Below are 16,293 nucleotides of genomic sequence, written 5' to 3'. Positions count from 1 at the left end.
AAACTCACGCTTTTATTGTATAACAAGGAATATACTTACTTCCGGGAAGTTTCATTCTACCTTGTTCTACAAATGCTTGTAAAAGCTTGTCCATTGCTTTCATTAAATCAGGCTCACCACTTAGCACATAGGGGCCATGCTCTTTAATTGCATTTAAGCCTTCTTCTTTTACGTTACCAGCAACAATTCCCGAAAACGCACGGCGTAAATTAGCGGCAAGCTGTTGTTTGGGTTGATCAAGGTGTAAATCAAGTGACGCCATGGCTTCATGAGTTGGATAAAAAGGCTGCTGAAAATCATTTTCTATTTTCAACGTCCAGTTAAAGTAATAAGCATCGCCTTGGCTTTTACGGTATTCGCGTACCCCATTCATGGCCGATTTCAGTTTTTGACTAACTAATTGAGGGTCATCAATAATCACTTCAAATTTACTCAGCGCAGCATCGCCCAAAGTCATTTGAATAAACTTACAAAGCTCTTCAAAGTAAGCTTTGCTCTGTTTAGGGCCAGTTAAAATAACAGGTAAACATTGCTTGTCGTTTTCAGGGTGTAACAAAATACCTAATAAATAAAGTAACTCTTCGGCTGTACCTGCGCCACCTGGAAAAATAATAATAGCGTGTGCGGTGCGAACAAATGCTTCAAGGCGTTTTTCAATGTCGGGTAAAATAACCAGCTCATTTACAATCGGATTGGGTGGCTCTGCCGCTATAATGCTGGGCTCAGTTAAACCTAAATAACGATTATTGGTAATACGTTGCTTTGCGTGGCCAATAGTTGCGCCTTTCATTGGGCCTTTCATTGCACCAGGCCCACAGCCAGTACAAATATTTAATCCACGTAACCCCAGTTCATAGCCAACTTGCTTGGTGTATTTATATTCGACTTCGTTAATAGAGTGGCCACCCCAACATACAATCATGTTAGGTTCGCTATTTACCTTAAGCGCGTCGGCATTTCTAAGCATATCAAAAACCATATGGGTAATGGCTTTAGTTTCTTGGAGATTCTTTTCATACTTTTGGCAAATAAACAAAATATCGCGAATAACCGAAAATATATGTTCATGGATGCCTGTTACTATGTGACCATCAACAAAGGCCGTTTGCGGAGGATTTTCTAACTCAATTTTTATACCGCGTTCACGGCTAACCAAACGTATATCAAAATCTTTGTGTTTATCGTAAATATCATTGCTTACATCGGTGTGGCTGCCTACATTGAGCACGGCCAATACACAGTTTCTAAATAGTCTGTAGCGTTCGCTAGTTGATGATTGCTCGAGTAAGTCTACTTCTAGCTGCGACAATAAATCTAATACCCCTGTAGGGTTTAATTGTATTAGCATCGACATTCTCCTTGAAACTTCTTGGGTAAATTTACTGCGTAGTTATGCCTTATACTCAAGGGTAAAAGTGCATAACACTATTTACTAATACACAGACGATCCCGGCCTGAGTTTTTAGCATCGTAAAGAGCCTCATCGGCTCTATCAAATGCTTTTAGAGGCGTATCACCCACTTCAAATTGGGTTGCGCCTAAAGAAACAGTAATTTGTATTTGCTTGTCTTTAAATTTAAATGGGATCTTTTTAATCGACAGTCTTAATTTATCGAGATGCTCGACGGCGTTTTCAAGTGAGGTACGGGGCATTAATAACACAAACTCTTCGCCGCCATAACGGGCAATAAAATCAGTTTGTCTAATCGATTTTTGCAGCGCTTTGGCAATCACTTGCAAGGTAATGTCGCCGGCTGTGTGACCAAAACGATCGTTAATTGATTTAAAATGGTCAACATCAATAACCACTAAGGTTATGTCTGACGGGCGTTCATTAAATACATTGATTTCGTGATTATAACGTTCATCAAAAGCTGCGCGATTAGGTAATTTGGTAAGACTGTCGAGTAAACTTTTAAAACGTTGTTCATTCAAACGTTTCTTATAATTACTAACTTTGCTTTCTAAACTGCCAATTCTATCGTTTATTTGTGCAAAGCTAGAAATTAAAATTTGGCGATCTTTTTGTTCTAGCTGCTCTTTTTCTAAAATATCAGCACTCAATGAGCGTAACTCATTTTCAACCAATTGCTTTAACTCTGTAATTGATGTTGCTTTATTTGTTTGTGTATTTAAATTTCTTAGCTTTTCACCAATTCGTTGATTAATTGAGTCAAACTCAACAGTCATCGATTCAGAATGCTCGCTGGTCGAAACTAATGAGCGATGTAGCTCTCCCAGTGTTTGGTTTAAAGAGGTTAAGAAGCTTTGTGCTGACGCGCGCTCAACTTGAATGCTTTGTACAATAAGTGTGATTACATCAATTGCTGCATCAAGTAGCTGGTCTACGGCTTTATTTTTAGCGATACGTTTTTTTATTAAATACAGCTCATCGTTGGCTTCTTCTTCGAGTACTAACTGACTAACTAATTTAAATAGCTTTTCAGTAAGAGCACTTAGATTTGGAGGCTCAAAGGTATCGTTGCTTTTAGCAATTAAGGCTTGATGATAAAAAGTGATCAGCTGATTTAAAACAGGGATAAACCCATGTACAGATTGAATATCGTCTAGCTCGTTATCAAGCAAATGACGCAGTGTTCTGCGGGTATCGTCAGGCAAGCCTTTGGTTTGTTGTAATTGCTTACCTGCATTTTGTACACTGGTAAAGAGGTCGCGTTGATGTGCTAGTTGAATGGCTTCTTGGTTTTTAAGCAAAGCTAAAATATCATCCACTAAAGGAGCAAAGTCTTCAAAACTCATTCCTTTGTTTAACGCGCTTCGAAACTTAGCTAGGCGGTTATCAAGCTCAGTATCAAGTCCCTTACAGCTTAAAGACAACTTAGCTGCAAAATTAGAAAGCGTACTCACTTGATGTTGGCGAGCACTTTCTATTACTTTTCTACTGTCGATTGCTTGCTTTAGTTTTTGTTCCACCGTATTGGAGCTCCTAGACACCTACACACCATCATCGTAATACCTCTATTGTTTTAGTTTACAACAAAAACATATTAATAGTAGGGATGAGATCAAAAACTTAATGTTTTTAATAACAAAATACGAGCGATCTTAAATATAAGTGCATTTACCGCTTTTAATTCACTTTTAAAATGGGTCTTGTTAATCTTGGTACAACAATACGTTATATAAAAAAGAGCCTTTATGAAAAAGCTACTTGCCTTATCAATTTTAGCTGCCTGTTCAGCACCAGCATTTGCCGACGTTAACTACGCTTTAAATATCTCTCAGCCAGAGCATCATTTAGGTGATGTAAATGTAGAGTTTCCTAAAACGGCGCAATCCTATTTAGATGTAAAACTGCCAGCATGGCGTACTGGTCGCTATGAAATTTTAAACCTTGCCAATGGCGTTCGCTATTTTAAAGCCAGCGACGATGAAGGTAATGCATTAAAGTGGGAAAAAATAGACCACAGCACATGGCGTGTTCATTTAAACGAGCCGACTCAAGTTAATGTTGATTACCAAGTGTATGCCAATGAGTTAGGTAAGCGCGCTCGCCATATTGACGATAGCCATGCGTTTGTTGATGCATCGGGCTTTTTTATGTTTAGCGAGTCATTTCGCCAAGAGCCAGTTACGGTTGAATTAAACGTACCTAAAGCATGGCGCTCTGTGTCGGGTATGGAAAACTATAAAAATAAACACAGCTTTAAAGCCAGCGACTACGACGTGCTTGTTGATTCACCAATAGAAACCGGTGTTAATGAACTGCGTACTTTTGAGGTTGATGGCCGTGAGTATGAGCTAGTGGTGTGGGGCGAAGGTAATTACGACATAGAACTGATGCTAACCGATCTTAAAAAGCTAGTGGCAACGGGCAATGTAATTTGGGACAGCTACCCGTATGAGCGTTATGTATTTATGGTGCATGCTACATCGGGCGCGGGCGGTGCAACCGAACACTTAAACTCAACTATTATTCAACGCCCACGTGATCGCTTTGCTAAACGTGAAGACTATTTAGCTTTTATCAGTACAGCGGCACATGAATTTATTCATACTTGGAATGTAAAAGCATACCGTCCTAAAGGGCTTGCGCCATATGACTACACTAATATTAATTATTCAAAATTGCTGTGGATTGCTGAAGGGTCTACAAGCTATTTTGAAGATCATTTATTAGTGCGTTCGGGTATTCAAACCACCGATGAATTTTTTAAGAACTTTAGTAAAACCATTAATCGCCACCTCACTACCCCTGGTCGTGAAGTGCAAAGTGCAAGTGAAACCAGCTTTGATAAATGGATAAATCAAGGTGGCGATCATGCACGTAATTACGGCACTAATATTTATCTTGAAGGCTCGTTATTGTCGATGGCGTTAGATATAGACCTACTTGAAAAAAGCCAAGGTAAAATAAGCTATAAAGACGTACACAACGAACTTTATAAGCAACATAAGCTACCAGCGGGTTTTACTGAGCAAGACGTATTAGCTATTTTAAAGCAACTAACAGGGCGTGATTACAGCAATTGGTGGCAAACAAATGTTAGCTCACCAGCTAGCCTAGATTTTGATGCACTACTAGCAAAAGTAGGTTTGAGCTTTGAGCTACCTGAAAAAGCCAAGGCCACACCAAGCTTAGATGCATTTACTAAAAATACTGGCGAGTTACTTACACTTACCCATGTTCGTCGCGATGGCGCAGCATGGCAAGGTGGCTTAACTACCGACGATAAACTCGTCGCTATTAACAAAAAGCATGTAGGGAAAAACTTAACCGCGAGCCTAGAAACCTTTAAAGCAGGGGACAAGGTAACCGTTGATTTTATTCGCCGTGACGCATTAATGTCGACTGAGCTTGTGTTGTCTGAAGATTTCGACAAACCAAAAAAAGTAGTCGCGAATAAAAATGCTACTGCTGAGCAAAAAGCGCTGTTTAAAGCATGGATGGGCGTAGCGCATCCAAATGATGTGAAAAAAGACGACTAACATCGTATATCATTTTGTTTAAAAAGGAGTTTAGGGTCACAAAGCCTGAGCTCCTTTTTTGTTTATTGGGCGCTATATTGTAACAATTTATCTCAGCGCAGTTGACCTGACTCATACTTAATGAGTAATCTGCTGGTTCAATAATAAAAGGGATTCTATAATGCGTTTAAAACCTCTTGTTGCCACGTTGGTAGCAACCTGTTCACTGGCTCTTTCTTCTACGGCTCATGCCGATGAAGGCATGTGGCAACCTCATCAACTACCAGAGCTTGAGTCAATTTTAAAAGCCAAAGGGCTTGAAATTAGCGTTGATTCAATTTCAAAATTAACCGAATTTCCAATGAATGCGGTTATCAGCTTAGGCGGTTGTACAGCCTCGTTTGTTTCGCCAAAAGGCTTAGTTGTAACTAACCATCACTGTATTTATGGTTCGGTGCAATATAATTCAACGCCTGAAAATAACATTTTAGAAAATGGCTTTTTAGCAAAAACACCGGCTGAAGACCTACCAGCTGCGCCAGGTTCACGTGTGTACGTAACCGAAACAGTGACCAATGTGACCGATAAAGTGATTAGCGGCACTAACGAGCTAAGCGCAAAAGCACGCTATGATGCGTTAGAAAAGAATCAAAAAGCACTCGTTGCACAGTGTGAAGCTGATGCTAGTTACCGTTGTAATGTGTATTCGTTTCATGGTGGTTTAGAGTTTTACCTCATTAAATCACTGGAAATTAAAGATATACGTTTAGCGTATGCACCTGCCATGGGCGTAGGTAAATACGGTGGCGATATCGATAACTGGATGTGGCCGCGCCATACAGGCGATTTTGGTTTTTACCGCGCCTATGTAGGTAAAGATGGCAAGTCAGCAGAGTACAGCGAAGATAACGTACCGTACGTGCCAGAGTCTTACTTAAGTGTAAGTGCTAAAGGCGTGCAAGAGGGCGACTTTGTTATGGTAACTGGCTATCCAGGGCGTACCAATCGTTACCGTATTGCCGCAGAGGTTGATTACGTATTTAACGACAGTTACCCTAAAGCGCGCATGCACAATACTAAATACGTGTCACTAATTGAAGAAAACTCAGAAGATGGCAGCAAAGCCCGTATTGCTTACGAAAGCACCATAGCAGGTTACAACAACTACATTAAAAACTATGGTTCGATGATTGAAAGCTTCAAAAAAGGCACCATGTTTGAGCGTAAAAAACAGTTTGAACAAGAGCTTACAAGCTGGATAAACAGCGATAGCGAGCGTAAACAGCGCTACGGGAATGTGCTTAATGAGTTATCGGCATTAGTAGCACAATCGCAAGAGCACAGTGAGCGCGACCGTATGGTAGGCTATGTTCATCGCTCACAAATGATCAGCACGGCACGTCGTTTATACCGCTTAGCGGTTGAAAAACAAAAGCCAAATAGTGAGCGCGAATCAGGTTACCAAGAACGCGATTTACCGCGGATTAAATCTTCTCTTGAGCGTATGTCACGTCGCTTTGATGCCAATGTAGATAAAGCTATATTACTGCACTTTTTAGAGCAATATGCAGCATTACCTAAAGCAGAGCGATTTAGTGAAATTGATAAAGCTTTTGCTTTAGAAAACGGTTTTGATAAAGCAAAACAAAGTGCATTGTTAGATGAAATGTATGCCAAATCAAGATTAGATAACGAAATTGTACGTAATTCATTATTTGAACAAACACTAAGTCAGCTTAACCAAAGCCAAGACCCATTCATGCAATATGCAAAAGCTATATTTGCTGTGATGAAAGCCGAGGAAGATAAGTCAAAAGCCCTGGCAGGTAAGTTACAAGCTGCTCGCCCAGAGTTAATGAGTGCAATTATTGCCTTTAACAAAGCGCAAAACAAACCGGTTTACGCCGATGCAAACAGCACATTACGTGTAACTTACGGCACGGTAGGCGGTTATTCTCCGCAAGATGGATTAGTGGCTACGCCGTTTACTTCACTTGAAGGCTTATTGGCTAAAAACACCGATGTTGACCCATTTAATGCGCCTAAAAAGCTGCAAGAGCAAATTAAAGCGAAGCTTTATGGTGATTACACTGGTGGCATGAATACTGTTCCAGTTAACTTTTTATCAAATGTAGACACGACAGGTGGTAACTCAGGTTCGCCAACGCTTAACGGCAATGCTGAGCTGGTGGGTTTACTGTTTGACGGTGTGTACGAAAGCATTATTGGTGATTGGGATTATAACCCTGAACTAAATCGCTCAATTCATGTAGATTCACGCTACATGCTGTGGCTAATGGATAAAGTAGATAACGCCCAAAACTTATTAGACGAAATGAAAATCGTAAAATAAGCAGCAGTTAAAATAACAAAAGGCGCTTACCTTAACCGGAAGCGCCTTTTTTGTTTAAACATTTTTGGCGATTAATCTAACTTAGGGTACGGGCTACGGGGTTCGAGGGAGCTAATATTTGACTTTTCACTGGCGCGTTTAAGACTGTGTGATGGTTTTTGTTTCTCATTTTTTACTCATTCACTTCTCTTTGTGTAATAAGGTTTTTAAGTAATTGATTTACCATGAGGGTGCAGAGACGCTGCGCTTTTGTAGGAGCAGGGTGTTTTTAAATTTAAACTTCTTTGATAAAGGTAAATACGTTACGTTTAATTTATTAAATGCCAACCAACATTATTTTACCTTGTGCCATCCCCTCAAGCTGGCAGCTAAAATCAATGCGCTTTTCAGCAGGTGTTTTATACAGCAAAGTGAGCTTACGAAAAGGCGTGGTAATCACTTTGACCGTTTTGATTTGTAAACTAACGCGTGTTCGTTTGTCTAAAAAGGCAAAAGCCGTTTCCGTTAACGCTTTTTTACATGCGCTTAATGCTGTATTCGTTACAACGCCCGATAATATTGAGTTACTAATATCTTCAGCCGACAAGCTGCTATAGCCACTTGCCATTACGCACGCGGCGTAAATATCAAGTATGGCAATGGCACGTACTTTTTGACTCTTTGGATCCTCATAAACAGCCATTACACAGGGTACTTTAGATTCATCGAATACCTGCGGTTGAATTGTGTTTACGATTAAAGACTGACTTATATGTTTATGAAACAATCGTTCTAATTGCGACAGCTTTGGTAACGCTAAATCATCATTTAATTCAATTTCATCAGGAATGACTTCGTTATTTTCTACAAGTTGCACCAGAGGTAATAACTTATCGTGAAGTTGTTCATCGGTAAAAGGTTTTGATAGAACAAAAGATGCGCCAAAGCTAATAGCTTCTTCAATTTGAGACTTTTCATCAACAGTGGTTAGCATCGCGACTATTATATTAAGTTGTCTTTGCTTTATTGCACGTAATAGCGTCACTCCACACATATCAGGCATATGCCAGTCTGTAAGGACAATATCGGGGTGCCAACTACCAATCAGCGTTAACGCAGATTTAGCATTGTTGGCTTTTTCTATTAATAACTTCCGATAGCCAAACTTTTCCAACCCTCGGCGTACTATTTCAAGTGTTGCATGGCTATCATCCACGATAAGTATTTTCACACGGGTAACTTTTTTTTAATGTTGTTGTTATTATGGCAGATTTTTTTCACAGCGCTAAACTCTAGTAAATAAACACTTAATTTAAGATAACTAAATAATGCCATATGCCGTATTTCCGCCAGAGGTTTATCATTATATTGCTATAAATTTTGGGCTACTTATTTTAGCCGCGTGGTTTTATATTCTTTTATTGATACTCAGAGAGTTTAGGGCATTTGCACTTAGCATGGTTAAAAGTAACGGAACAATGGATGATGCGACGTTAGCTATGTGCAGAGAATCTGTTGAAAATGCTATGAGCTATGTTAACGATAATCGAAAAACTATCGCTGAGTTAATCAGTGTACAAATGCTATTACAACAGCAATTAACTGAGGTAACTTCATCAACCAAAGATCATGTTACCGAAAAAGAACAACAGCTAATCGATGATCTCAATAAAAAATTAAAACGCTCGCATAAGCTAATTCGCAAACTTAAAGGGGATTTGGATAAAAGTGTTGAAAAATTAAAAGTTACCCGTCAAAAACTATATGCACAATATGATGCAGTGACTGTACTTCAAGAAGAAAAAGATCAGTTACAAGCAGATTACGAAGCGCTTAAAACCGCAAGCAAAAATAGTGATAAAACATCAAACGCAGATGCATCCTCAACGCTCGATCAAACAAGATTACTTAATACTTTAAACGAATATAAAAGGCAAATTGCAGAGCAAGACCAACTGCTACAGCAATTGCAGTTACAAACTGACGGGCCAGAAAGTAGTGAGGAATTAGATACTCTAAAGCAAGAGCTAGAAAAAACCCAGTACGCACTTAAACACCTTACAAAAGAAAAAAAATTCATTGAAGGACGCTATTTAGAAATGATGAAAAATAGCCAAAAGCCAAGCTAGCTAACGACTTTGTTTTTTTAGTCTGAGCGAGTAAACGTTATTACTGTGTTTTGTGCTCATTCACTTCTCTTTGTTAAATAAGGTCTTTTTAGTGATTTATGCACAAAGAGGGCGAAAAGACGCTGCGCTTTTAGAGGAAGATATAAAACAAAGCTGTTTTTAGCTAGTCGCTGCTATGTATTACTACGTTATCTTTGCTGAGTATGTAAGGTGACGATTTATAGTAAACAAAGTACCAGCCTGATACGGCTAATATTACGCCTAAACCATATTTGCTAAAAATTGGAATATACATTATCAATGTAAACACGACTGCCGAATACAATAAAAATATAGCCCAAAATAATTTTGAGCTGATAAGTTTCAATCTCGTCTTGCAACTGGTACATTTAAAGTAAAAGGGGAATGCAGATAAAGAAAAGCTAAAAACATCTATTTTATGTTCACAGCGAGGACATAGACTCATAAATTTCCTTGTTTAATTTCTTGTTAGCTTGTTCTACAAGGGCGAACGCTTTGAACTTTATTTATAATTTCGTGAAAATAGTCATTTTCGGTCCTATTACTTTTTATCTCAAGCGCATAATCAAACAAAGAGTATGCATAATTATTTTTTATCTTGTGATTCAAGCCTCCATATACATGTACGATCGACACGTATTTCCCAACTAATTCGTTAATTTTTCTACGGTTTGAGTTTAAAAAGTTATTCCAAATTAAATCCTGACCAGATTCAAATACATTACTCGAGTCTGGACTCCTCCAGTCGAAGTTTCTAATCGATGTAGGAGTTAGATCGAGGGCTACGATACCAAAGCCATCATGTAACGAAATTTGCTTTGATGCCTTTTTAATATTACTCAATATTTTGTTCTTACTTTGAGGACGTTTACAAGCAATATTGTATCTATTACCTAGGTGATAAAAGAATAAATCAGGCTCACCGAATTGAACGTTATATCCCGCTTGTATGTATTTAGAAGCAATAAATAGTTCAAACTGAGTGTTTCTACCTTTTTGGCTTTTCCCTGATAATTCATTAACATGATCTTTTGAAATTGCTTCTACTATCATTTTTGGGCATATATGACCAAGAATAGAAATAATTTCAAAAACTTCTAATACTTCGTGGAAAATTAATGTTTTTGGTAAGTCGGTCCAGCTCTTTAATTCCTTTTCCTCAAAAAGAATTATTATGCCCCAAATTCTCGTGGAACGTTCTACCTCGTTGGCTTCCAAAAAAGATTTAATCGTCTTTAATAGGCCTTCTGAATTTGTTATTGCTCCTAAGTGGGCAAAATTTTTTTTGAGTGTCGTCATTGGCAACTTATGAGTGAAGTGAATTAAACTAGCTAACGCCTTGATAATTGGCAAATTTTTCTGGGCTGGTTTTTGCCCGCGAAGCGGAAACGCGAAAGCGGTACAGTAAAATTTGTCCGATTAATCAACTTGTTAGCTCTCGTTCGCACTCTCAGCTTCTGTTTTCCTTTTCTTTAGCTCCTCTTGAAGCCATTTATCGTTTTCAATAGCGGAAGCAATAAATTTCATTTTTACATTTGCTGCGAGAACATCATTTTTTTCTTTAAAAAAGTCATCCCCACCTTGAAACTCTAATGTTGGAGCTTGAAATGACCTTCCTTCCGCAAACATAAACGGAAGCTTTTTTTCTTTAAACTCAAAACTCTTACTTTTTTCACTCAATTCGGGAAGTGAATTAATTATATTCGCCATATCCCTTGTTGCAGGTAAGCCAAGGGCTTCTCTAAACTGAAAGTTCAAGTACTGCTCTATCCCATTAACTACAGGCTTTTTATACCATCCTACTGAATAAAATAGCCTGTTTTCACTTCTGACCAAATTTTCTACTTCAGATTCGAGAGCTTTATTAACGAAATCAAAATGTTCAGACTCAACATCCTTAATTAGCAACAACTCTTTAGCTCTCTTTTCTACCCGATTAGCAGTCTTATATTGTAACTCCAGTTCTGAATAAATCCCCCAAAACCACTCAATATGGTTTTTAGCTACTTCAACTTGCCCAGTAGTGCCATAACGTTCCAGTTCATCAATATAATCTGAATATTTCTTTAGAGTTTCACGAAAAGCTTCTTGCTTTTCAGATAGCTCAAGCGGAGTTAGCCCATAGCCTTCACTATACAAGGCATAGAGTTCTGAATACGCCCTATTCAGATCCTTAATTGATGCAGCACCGTCATCATAGAGCTTTTTATGAAGGTCAAAGACAAACTTTTCCTTTTTTCCCTCTGCCTCAAAATGGCCCTTCACGAGAAAACCAGCTGATGCGAGTATTGCTCCTACTAACGCCATTATAAGGTTATTTTTCAATTCAGAGTTCATCGTGCTCCTTAGAGAGCTAACAATTTAATAGTGCGCTCATCGCGCATATCTCTGCCAATGTCGCGCTCACTTTTCTATTTTATATAGTTTTAACAAATTACCTAACATATTACTATCACTAAGTTTTTATTGTATTTAATAATTATTTAGAGGAGTAACATGCGCGTTTGGCTCATTTTCTTGAATATATGAGCAAACGATAGTTTTAACACTTACCTAGATACAGCATTCAATCAAATTACTTCAACATTCTTTAGTATATTTCATGTGCACTTTGTAACCATTAAATGCTACGTTAGATGTAACTATATTGAAGGAATAAATTATGAAACTTGAGTCTTTAGCGTTGCACCATGGTTATGAATCTGAAGCCACCACTAAGTCGGCGGCGGTGCCGATTTATAACACCTCTTCGTACACCTTTGATAATACCCAGCATGGCGCTGATTTATTTGATTTAAAAGTGCCAGGTAATATTTATACCCGCATTATGAACCCAACCAATGCGGTACTTGAGCAGCGTATTGCCGCGATGGAAGGCGGCATTGGTGCGCTGGCTGTGGCTTCGGGTATGGCGGCGATTACCTATGCGATTCAATGTTTATGTGAAGTGGGCACTAATATTGTAAGCACCAGCCAAGTGTATGGCGGCACTTATAATTTATTTGCTCACAGCTTGCCGCGCCAAGGTATAGAAGCGCGAATGATTAAAGCCGATGATTTTGACAGTTTTGAAAATGCCATTGATGAAAACACCCGTGCAGTTTTTTGTGAGTCAATTGGTAACCCTGCAGGAAATATAGTTGATATTGCTCGCCTTGCGAAAATTGCCCACAGCAAAGGGGTGCCTTTAATTGTAGATAACACTGTGGCTACGCCGTATTTATGTCGGCCATTTGAGTTAGGTGCCGATATTGTGGTGCACTCACTTACTAAATACATTAACGGCCATGGAACCGCGATTGGCGGTATGATTGTTGATTCGGGCAAGTTTGACTGGAAAGCCAATGCCACCCGTTTTGCGATGATGAATGAGCCTGATCCGTCGTACCATAATGTAGTGTATACCGATGCGTTTGCTGAGGCGGCGTTTATTGGTCGTTGCCGCGTTGTACCACTTAGAAATACCGGTGCGGCGCTTGCGCCTAAAAACGCCTCTGATATTTTAATTGGCCTTGAAACGTTAGGGTTAAGAATGGATCGCCACTGCGAAAACGCGCAAAAAATTGCTGAATATTTAGAGAGCCATCCTAAGGTGCTTTGGGTTAATTATGCGGGATTAAAATCAAGCCCGTATAACGAAATGAGCCAAAAAATTACCAATGGTAAAGCGTCAGGTATTTTAAGTTTTGGTATTGCCGGTGGCCTTGAAGCCGGTACGCGGTTTATTGATGCTCTAAACATGATTTTACGTTTGGTAAATATTGGCGATGCTAAATCGCTTGCTTGCCACCCAGCATCTACCACTCACCGCCAATTAAATGATGACGAGCTGGCCAATGCTGGCGTTAGCCGCGATTTAGTTCGTTTATCGGTGGGTATTGAAAACATTGACGATATTATTGCCGATGTAAGCCAAGCGCTCGATAAAGCTTAAATCGTACAGTAAATACCTCAAACTTTTATGAGGTATTTATTTTTGCAATTAAAAAGGAGTGCTGATACATGAAATTTTTAATTTTTCTCGGTTCGGTTAGAAAAAGTACCCCACCTAAGCCTGCGCGTTTAGGGGAAAGGGTAGCGAAAGCATGTGAGCGTTGTTTGCTTGAGCATTACTCTGAGCATAAAATAGAGCTTATTGATCCGCTCGATTATGATTTAGACCCTGTGTTTAAACCGCACTTTGCCTATTCGCAGGCTGAGGCACCTAAACAGCTAGCTGATTTAGCTGCAAAAATTAAAGCATGTGATGGCTTTGTTATGGTAAGCCCTGAATATAATCATTCTATGAGTCCGGCACTCGCTAATTTGCTAAACCACTTTGGAAGTTCTCTATTTGGCTATAAACCCAGCGCGATTGTGACCTATTCTGCAGGGCAATGGGGCGGCGTACGCGCTGCTGTTGGTATGCGCAGTTTTTTAAGCGAACTGGGTTGTTTACCGGTATCAGCAATGATCCATGTACCAAAAGCGCAAGATGTGTTTATTGAAAGTGGTGAAGCAAACAATGCGGCAGAGCAAACATCGTGGGATAGCTATTTTTCGCGCACCTTTAATCAATTAATGTGGTGGGCAGAAGGTGCTAGCAAACAACGTGAAGCGTTAGATCCTAAGCAATTAAGCAAAGATTTTAAACGTGACCCATCACAGCGTAATGCGCCTTAACGGTTAAAAATTTAAGCTAGTCTTTTTTGGCGTCTTCACGAGGGGAGGCCAATATAGCTTGCTTTTGCTCATCGGTTAAAATAATCCAGTCGAATATTTCGTCACTTGTGCGCCCGCACCCAGTACAGTAGCCATTCATTCTATAACATTCACCGATACAGTCTGTTTTTAAATGAGTGGATTGTTTACTGGGTGTTTGGCGCATAAATTCTCTCGTTATTATTTAGTGGCGACGGGCTTTCCTACTTCTAAAGAGGTCGACCAAGTTTTAATTTTTGATAACGTTTTGCTGGTATAAACAGAAATAACCGGCGACTTATCATCAAGTACAAAGGTGGTACGCAGCGACGTTTCTGACTCTTTTTGTGTTTCTAACCAGTTATTTTTTTTGGTTAAACATTGGCGAGTGAGTTCAACTGCTTGTTGATGCATAGCTACCGCCTGCTGTTGATCTTTGTAGCTTTCTTGGCATTGATAGGTCACAGTTTGATTGTTAAAGCTAGTCACTTGGCAGTTATCGCCAAAAACGTTGTACTTTGCAGTCCACACATCTAAATATGAGTTTTGTACTTTGGTGTCTTTTAACGCATCAAAGCGATTATCGAATTCGGTTATTAAGCCATCCATTTTTTCACAGGGCGTTAAGCTGTCTAATTTGGCTTTTTGCTCGCTGGTTAAACTGCTACAGCCAGACAAAATAAGACCAGTGAGTATAAGCGATATATAAGTTTTCATAGTGCGCTATCCTTTTGTAATAGCTATTCCTTGAATATTAGCTAAAGGATACCTAAGGGAGAGAATAAATGCTATTGAGAAGGCTGAATTAAAAAGAAAAATTATGACGATGTGCGCCACATAATGGCGCACACAGTAATCGTTGTATTTACTTATGACGACCTTGTAGGCAAGCAACTACATCAGTGAGTTCTAACCCTTGTCGTTGTAATAGTACAACAAGGTGATACAACAAATCGGCCGACTCGTTGGTAAGTTCATTGTTGTCGTGTTTCATTGCCGCAAGTGCCACTTCTACACCTTCTTCACCTACTTTTTGACAGCTACGGCTTAAGTCTTCTGCGAACAGTGACGCAGTGTAGCTTTTAGCTGGATCATCATTTTTACGAGCAACAATGACATCCTCAAGTTGCGCTAAAAAGCTCAAGCTTGGTTTTGCATCATCACCAAAACAGCTTTGCGTGCCTAAATGACAGGTTGGGCCCTCTGGGTTTGCAAGTACGAGTATAGAGTCGTAATCGCAATCGGTATGCACCGATACCACGTTTAAAAAGTTTTCTGATGATTCGCCTTTGGTCCATAAACGCGATTTAGAGCGCGAATAAAAAGTCACTTTATTACTTTCAAGTGTTACTTTAAGCGCTTCGCTGTTCATAAAGCCTTGCATTAAAATCACGCCAGAGCGGGCATCTTGAACAATGGCAGGGATCATTTCGCTTTTAGCGAAAGCAACTTGAGTTTGTTTTTCTAAGGTTACTTGCATAGTCTTGCTGCCACTTGGTTATCGATTAAAAATTGTTTTAGTTCACCGATGTTTATCACGTTTTTGTGAAAAACACTGGCTGCGAGCGCACCATCCACTTGGCTTTGTTGAAATACATCAACAAAATCTTGCATGCTGCCTGCACCGCCTGAGGCGATTAAAGAAGTATCACACAGCTGGCGTATTTTGCTGAGTTGCTCGTTGTCGTAACCGTTGCGGCTTGACGCATTAGGATCGCCAGTAAGCTGATAAACTAGATATTCACAGGTTGTTTCGTCAAAAAAGCTGTCAATGCCAACAACTACACACTGCTTGCCAAACTCATCATGTAATTCTTTAATTAGCTCTGGACGCGCAATAGAAGGGCTATTAATACTGATTTTGTCAGCGCCACGTTCAAGCACACGAGCTGCATCAGCCACCGATTTAATACCACCGGCTACACAAAATGGAATATCGATATGGCGGGCAATGTTTTCCACCAAATTGACATCGAGTAGGCGTTTTTCAACACTTGCACTGATCTCGTAAAACACCAGTTCATCAGCACCGGCTTCGCTGTAAGCTTTAGCTAGGGTAAGTACATCGCCAACCACTTCGTGGCCTTTAAATTTAACCCCTTTAACGACTTAGCCGTCTTTTACATCTAAACAAGGAATTATGCGTTTTGATAACATGAGAATGCCTAGTTTTTAAAATTTTGATTTGAAATAAAGCTGTTT

The 16,293-nt window shown here is 39.5% G+C and carries 13 protein-coding genes and 1 pseudogene; 5 read left to right on the top strand and 9 right to left on the bottom strand.

Annotation, left to right across the window (positions count from 1 at the left end; all coding sequences use genetic code 11):
* Positions 1-4: 4 nt before the first annotated feature.
* Both ppnN and MTF66_RS08235 read right to left on the bottom strand, forming a co-directional pair.
* Complete coding sequence (ppnN, locus tag MTF66_RS08240) at positions 5-1,348, bottom strand: nucleotide 5'-monophosphate nucleosidase PpnN (RefSeq protein WP_054201618.1); 1,344 nt, start codon at positions 1,346-1,348, stop codon at positions 5-7.
* Between the two features lie 77 nt (positions 1,349-1,425).
* Positions 1,426-2,934, bottom strand: coding sequence for a GGDEF domain-containing protein (locus tag MTF66_RS08235; protein ID WP_248527015.1), 1,509 nt, complete (start codon positions 2,932-2,934; stop codon positions 1,426-1,428).
* 225 nt (positions 2,935-3,159) lie between these two features.
* On the opposite strand from MTF66_RS08235, the gene MTF66_RS08230 reads away from it, so the two are divergent.
* Together MTF66_RS08230 and MTF66_RS08225 are read left to right on the top strand one after the other, a co-directional pair.
* Positions 3,160-4,950 carry a M61 family metallopeptidase gene (locus MTF66_RS08230; protein WP_248527014.1) on the top strand — a complete coding sequence of 597 codons (1,791 nt, stop codon included), beginning with the start codon at positions 3,160-3,162 and terminating at the stop codon, positions 4,948-4,950.
* Between the two features lie 160 nt (positions 4,951-5,110).
* Positions 5,111-7,282 carry a S46 family peptidase gene (locus tag MTF66_RS08225; RefSeq protein WP_248527013.1) on the top strand — a complete coding sequence of 724 codons (2,172 nt, stop codon included), beginning with the start codon at positions 5,111-5,113 and terminating at the stop codon, positions 7,280-7,282.
* Between the two features lie 316 nt (positions 7,283-7,598).
* On the opposite strand, the gene MTF66_RS08220 is transcribed toward MTF66_RS08225, so the two are convergent.
* Positions 7,599-8,492, bottom strand: a complete 894-nt coding sequence (locus MTF66_RS08220; protein WP_075170202.1) for a response regulator — start codon at positions 8,490-8,492, stop codon at positions 7,599-7,601.
* A 97-nt stretch (positions 8,493-8,589) separates the two neighbouring features.
* Here MTF66_RS08220 and MTF66_RS08215 point away from each other — a divergent pair, with 97 nt between their 5' ends.
* On the top strand, positions 8,590-9,390 hold the full coding sequence (locus MTF66_RS08215; protein WP_248527012.1) for a chromosome partitioning protein ParA: 801 nt from the start codon (positions 8,590-8,592) through the stop codon (positions 9,388-9,390).
* Positions 9,391-9,879: 489 nt separating this feature from the next.
* Here the strand turns inward: MTF66_RS08215 and MTF66_RS08210 are convergent, their stop codons facing one another.
* Positions 9,880-10,710 (bottom strand): hypothetical protein, encoded by an 831-nt coding sequence (locus MTF66_RS08210; protein WP_248527011.1) that lies wholly within the window; start codon positions 10,708-10,710, stop codon positions 9,880-9,882.
* A gap of 132 nt (positions 10,711-10,842) precedes the next feature.
* Positions 10,843-11,748, bottom strand: a complete 906-nt coding sequence (locus MTF66_RS08205; protein WP_248527010.1) for a hypothetical protein — start codon at positions 11,746-11,748, stop codon at positions 10,843-10,845.
* 325 nt (positions 11,749-12,073) lie between these two features.
* Here MTF66_RS08205 and MTF66_RS08200 point away from each other — a divergent pair, with 325 nt between their 5' ends.
* Both MTF66_RS08200 and MTF66_RS08195 read left to right on the top strand, forming a co-directional pair.
* The gene (locus MTF66_RS08200) at positions 12,074-13,345 is read left to right on the top strand and encodes an O-acetylhomoserine aminocarboxypropyltransferase/cysteine synthase family protein (protein WP_248527009.1); all 1,272 of its coding nucleotides are present in this window, start codon (positions 12,074-12,076) and stop codon (positions 13,343-13,345) included.
* A 68-nt stretch (positions 13,346-13,413) separates the two neighbouring features.
* Positions 13,414-14,073, top strand: a complete 660-nt coding sequence (locus tag MTF66_RS08195; RefSeq protein ID WP_248527008.1) for an NADPH-dependent FMN reductase — start codon at positions 13,414-13,416, stop codon at positions 14,071-14,073.
* 16 nt (positions 14,074-14,089) lie between these two features.
* Here the strand turns inward: MTF66_RS08195 and MTF66_RS08190 are convergent, their stop codons facing one another.
* The 4 genes and pseudogenes from MTF66_RS08190 to hisF form a co-directional block, all read right to left on the bottom strand.
* Positions 14,090-14,278, bottom strand: a complete 189-nt coding sequence (locus MTF66_RS08190; RefSeq protein WP_075170194.1) for a DUF1289 domain-containing protein — start codon at positions 14,276-14,278, stop codon at positions 14,090-14,092.
* A 14-nt stretch (positions 14,279-14,292) separates the two neighbouring features.
* A complete protein-coding gene (locus MTF66_RS08185; RefSeq protein WP_010388878.1) occupies positions 14,293-14,808 on the bottom strand; it encodes a hypothetical protein in 516 nt (171 codons plus the stop codon).
* A gap of 148 nt (positions 14,809-14,956) precedes the next feature.
* Entirely contained in the window at positions 14,957-15,571 is a 615-nt protein-coding gene (hisIE, locus tag MTF66_RS08180; protein ID WP_248527007.1) for a bifunctional phosphoribosyl-AMP cyclohydrolase/phosphoribosyl-ATP diphosphatase HisIE, read from the bottom strand.
* Positions 15,562-16,248, bottom strand: a pseudogene (hisF, locus tag MTF66_RS08175) (imidazole glycerol phosphate synthase subunit HisF). Before hisF ends, hisIE begins: the two are co-directional and overlap by 10 nt.
* Between the last annotated feature and the right edge of the window lie 45 nt (positions 16,249-16,293).

The sequence above is a fragment of the Pseudoalteromonas sp. 2CM39R genome (assembly GCF_023161845.1).
Note: the sequence above shows the minus strand (reverse complement) of the source record. Positions and strands in the feature narration are given on the sequence as shown.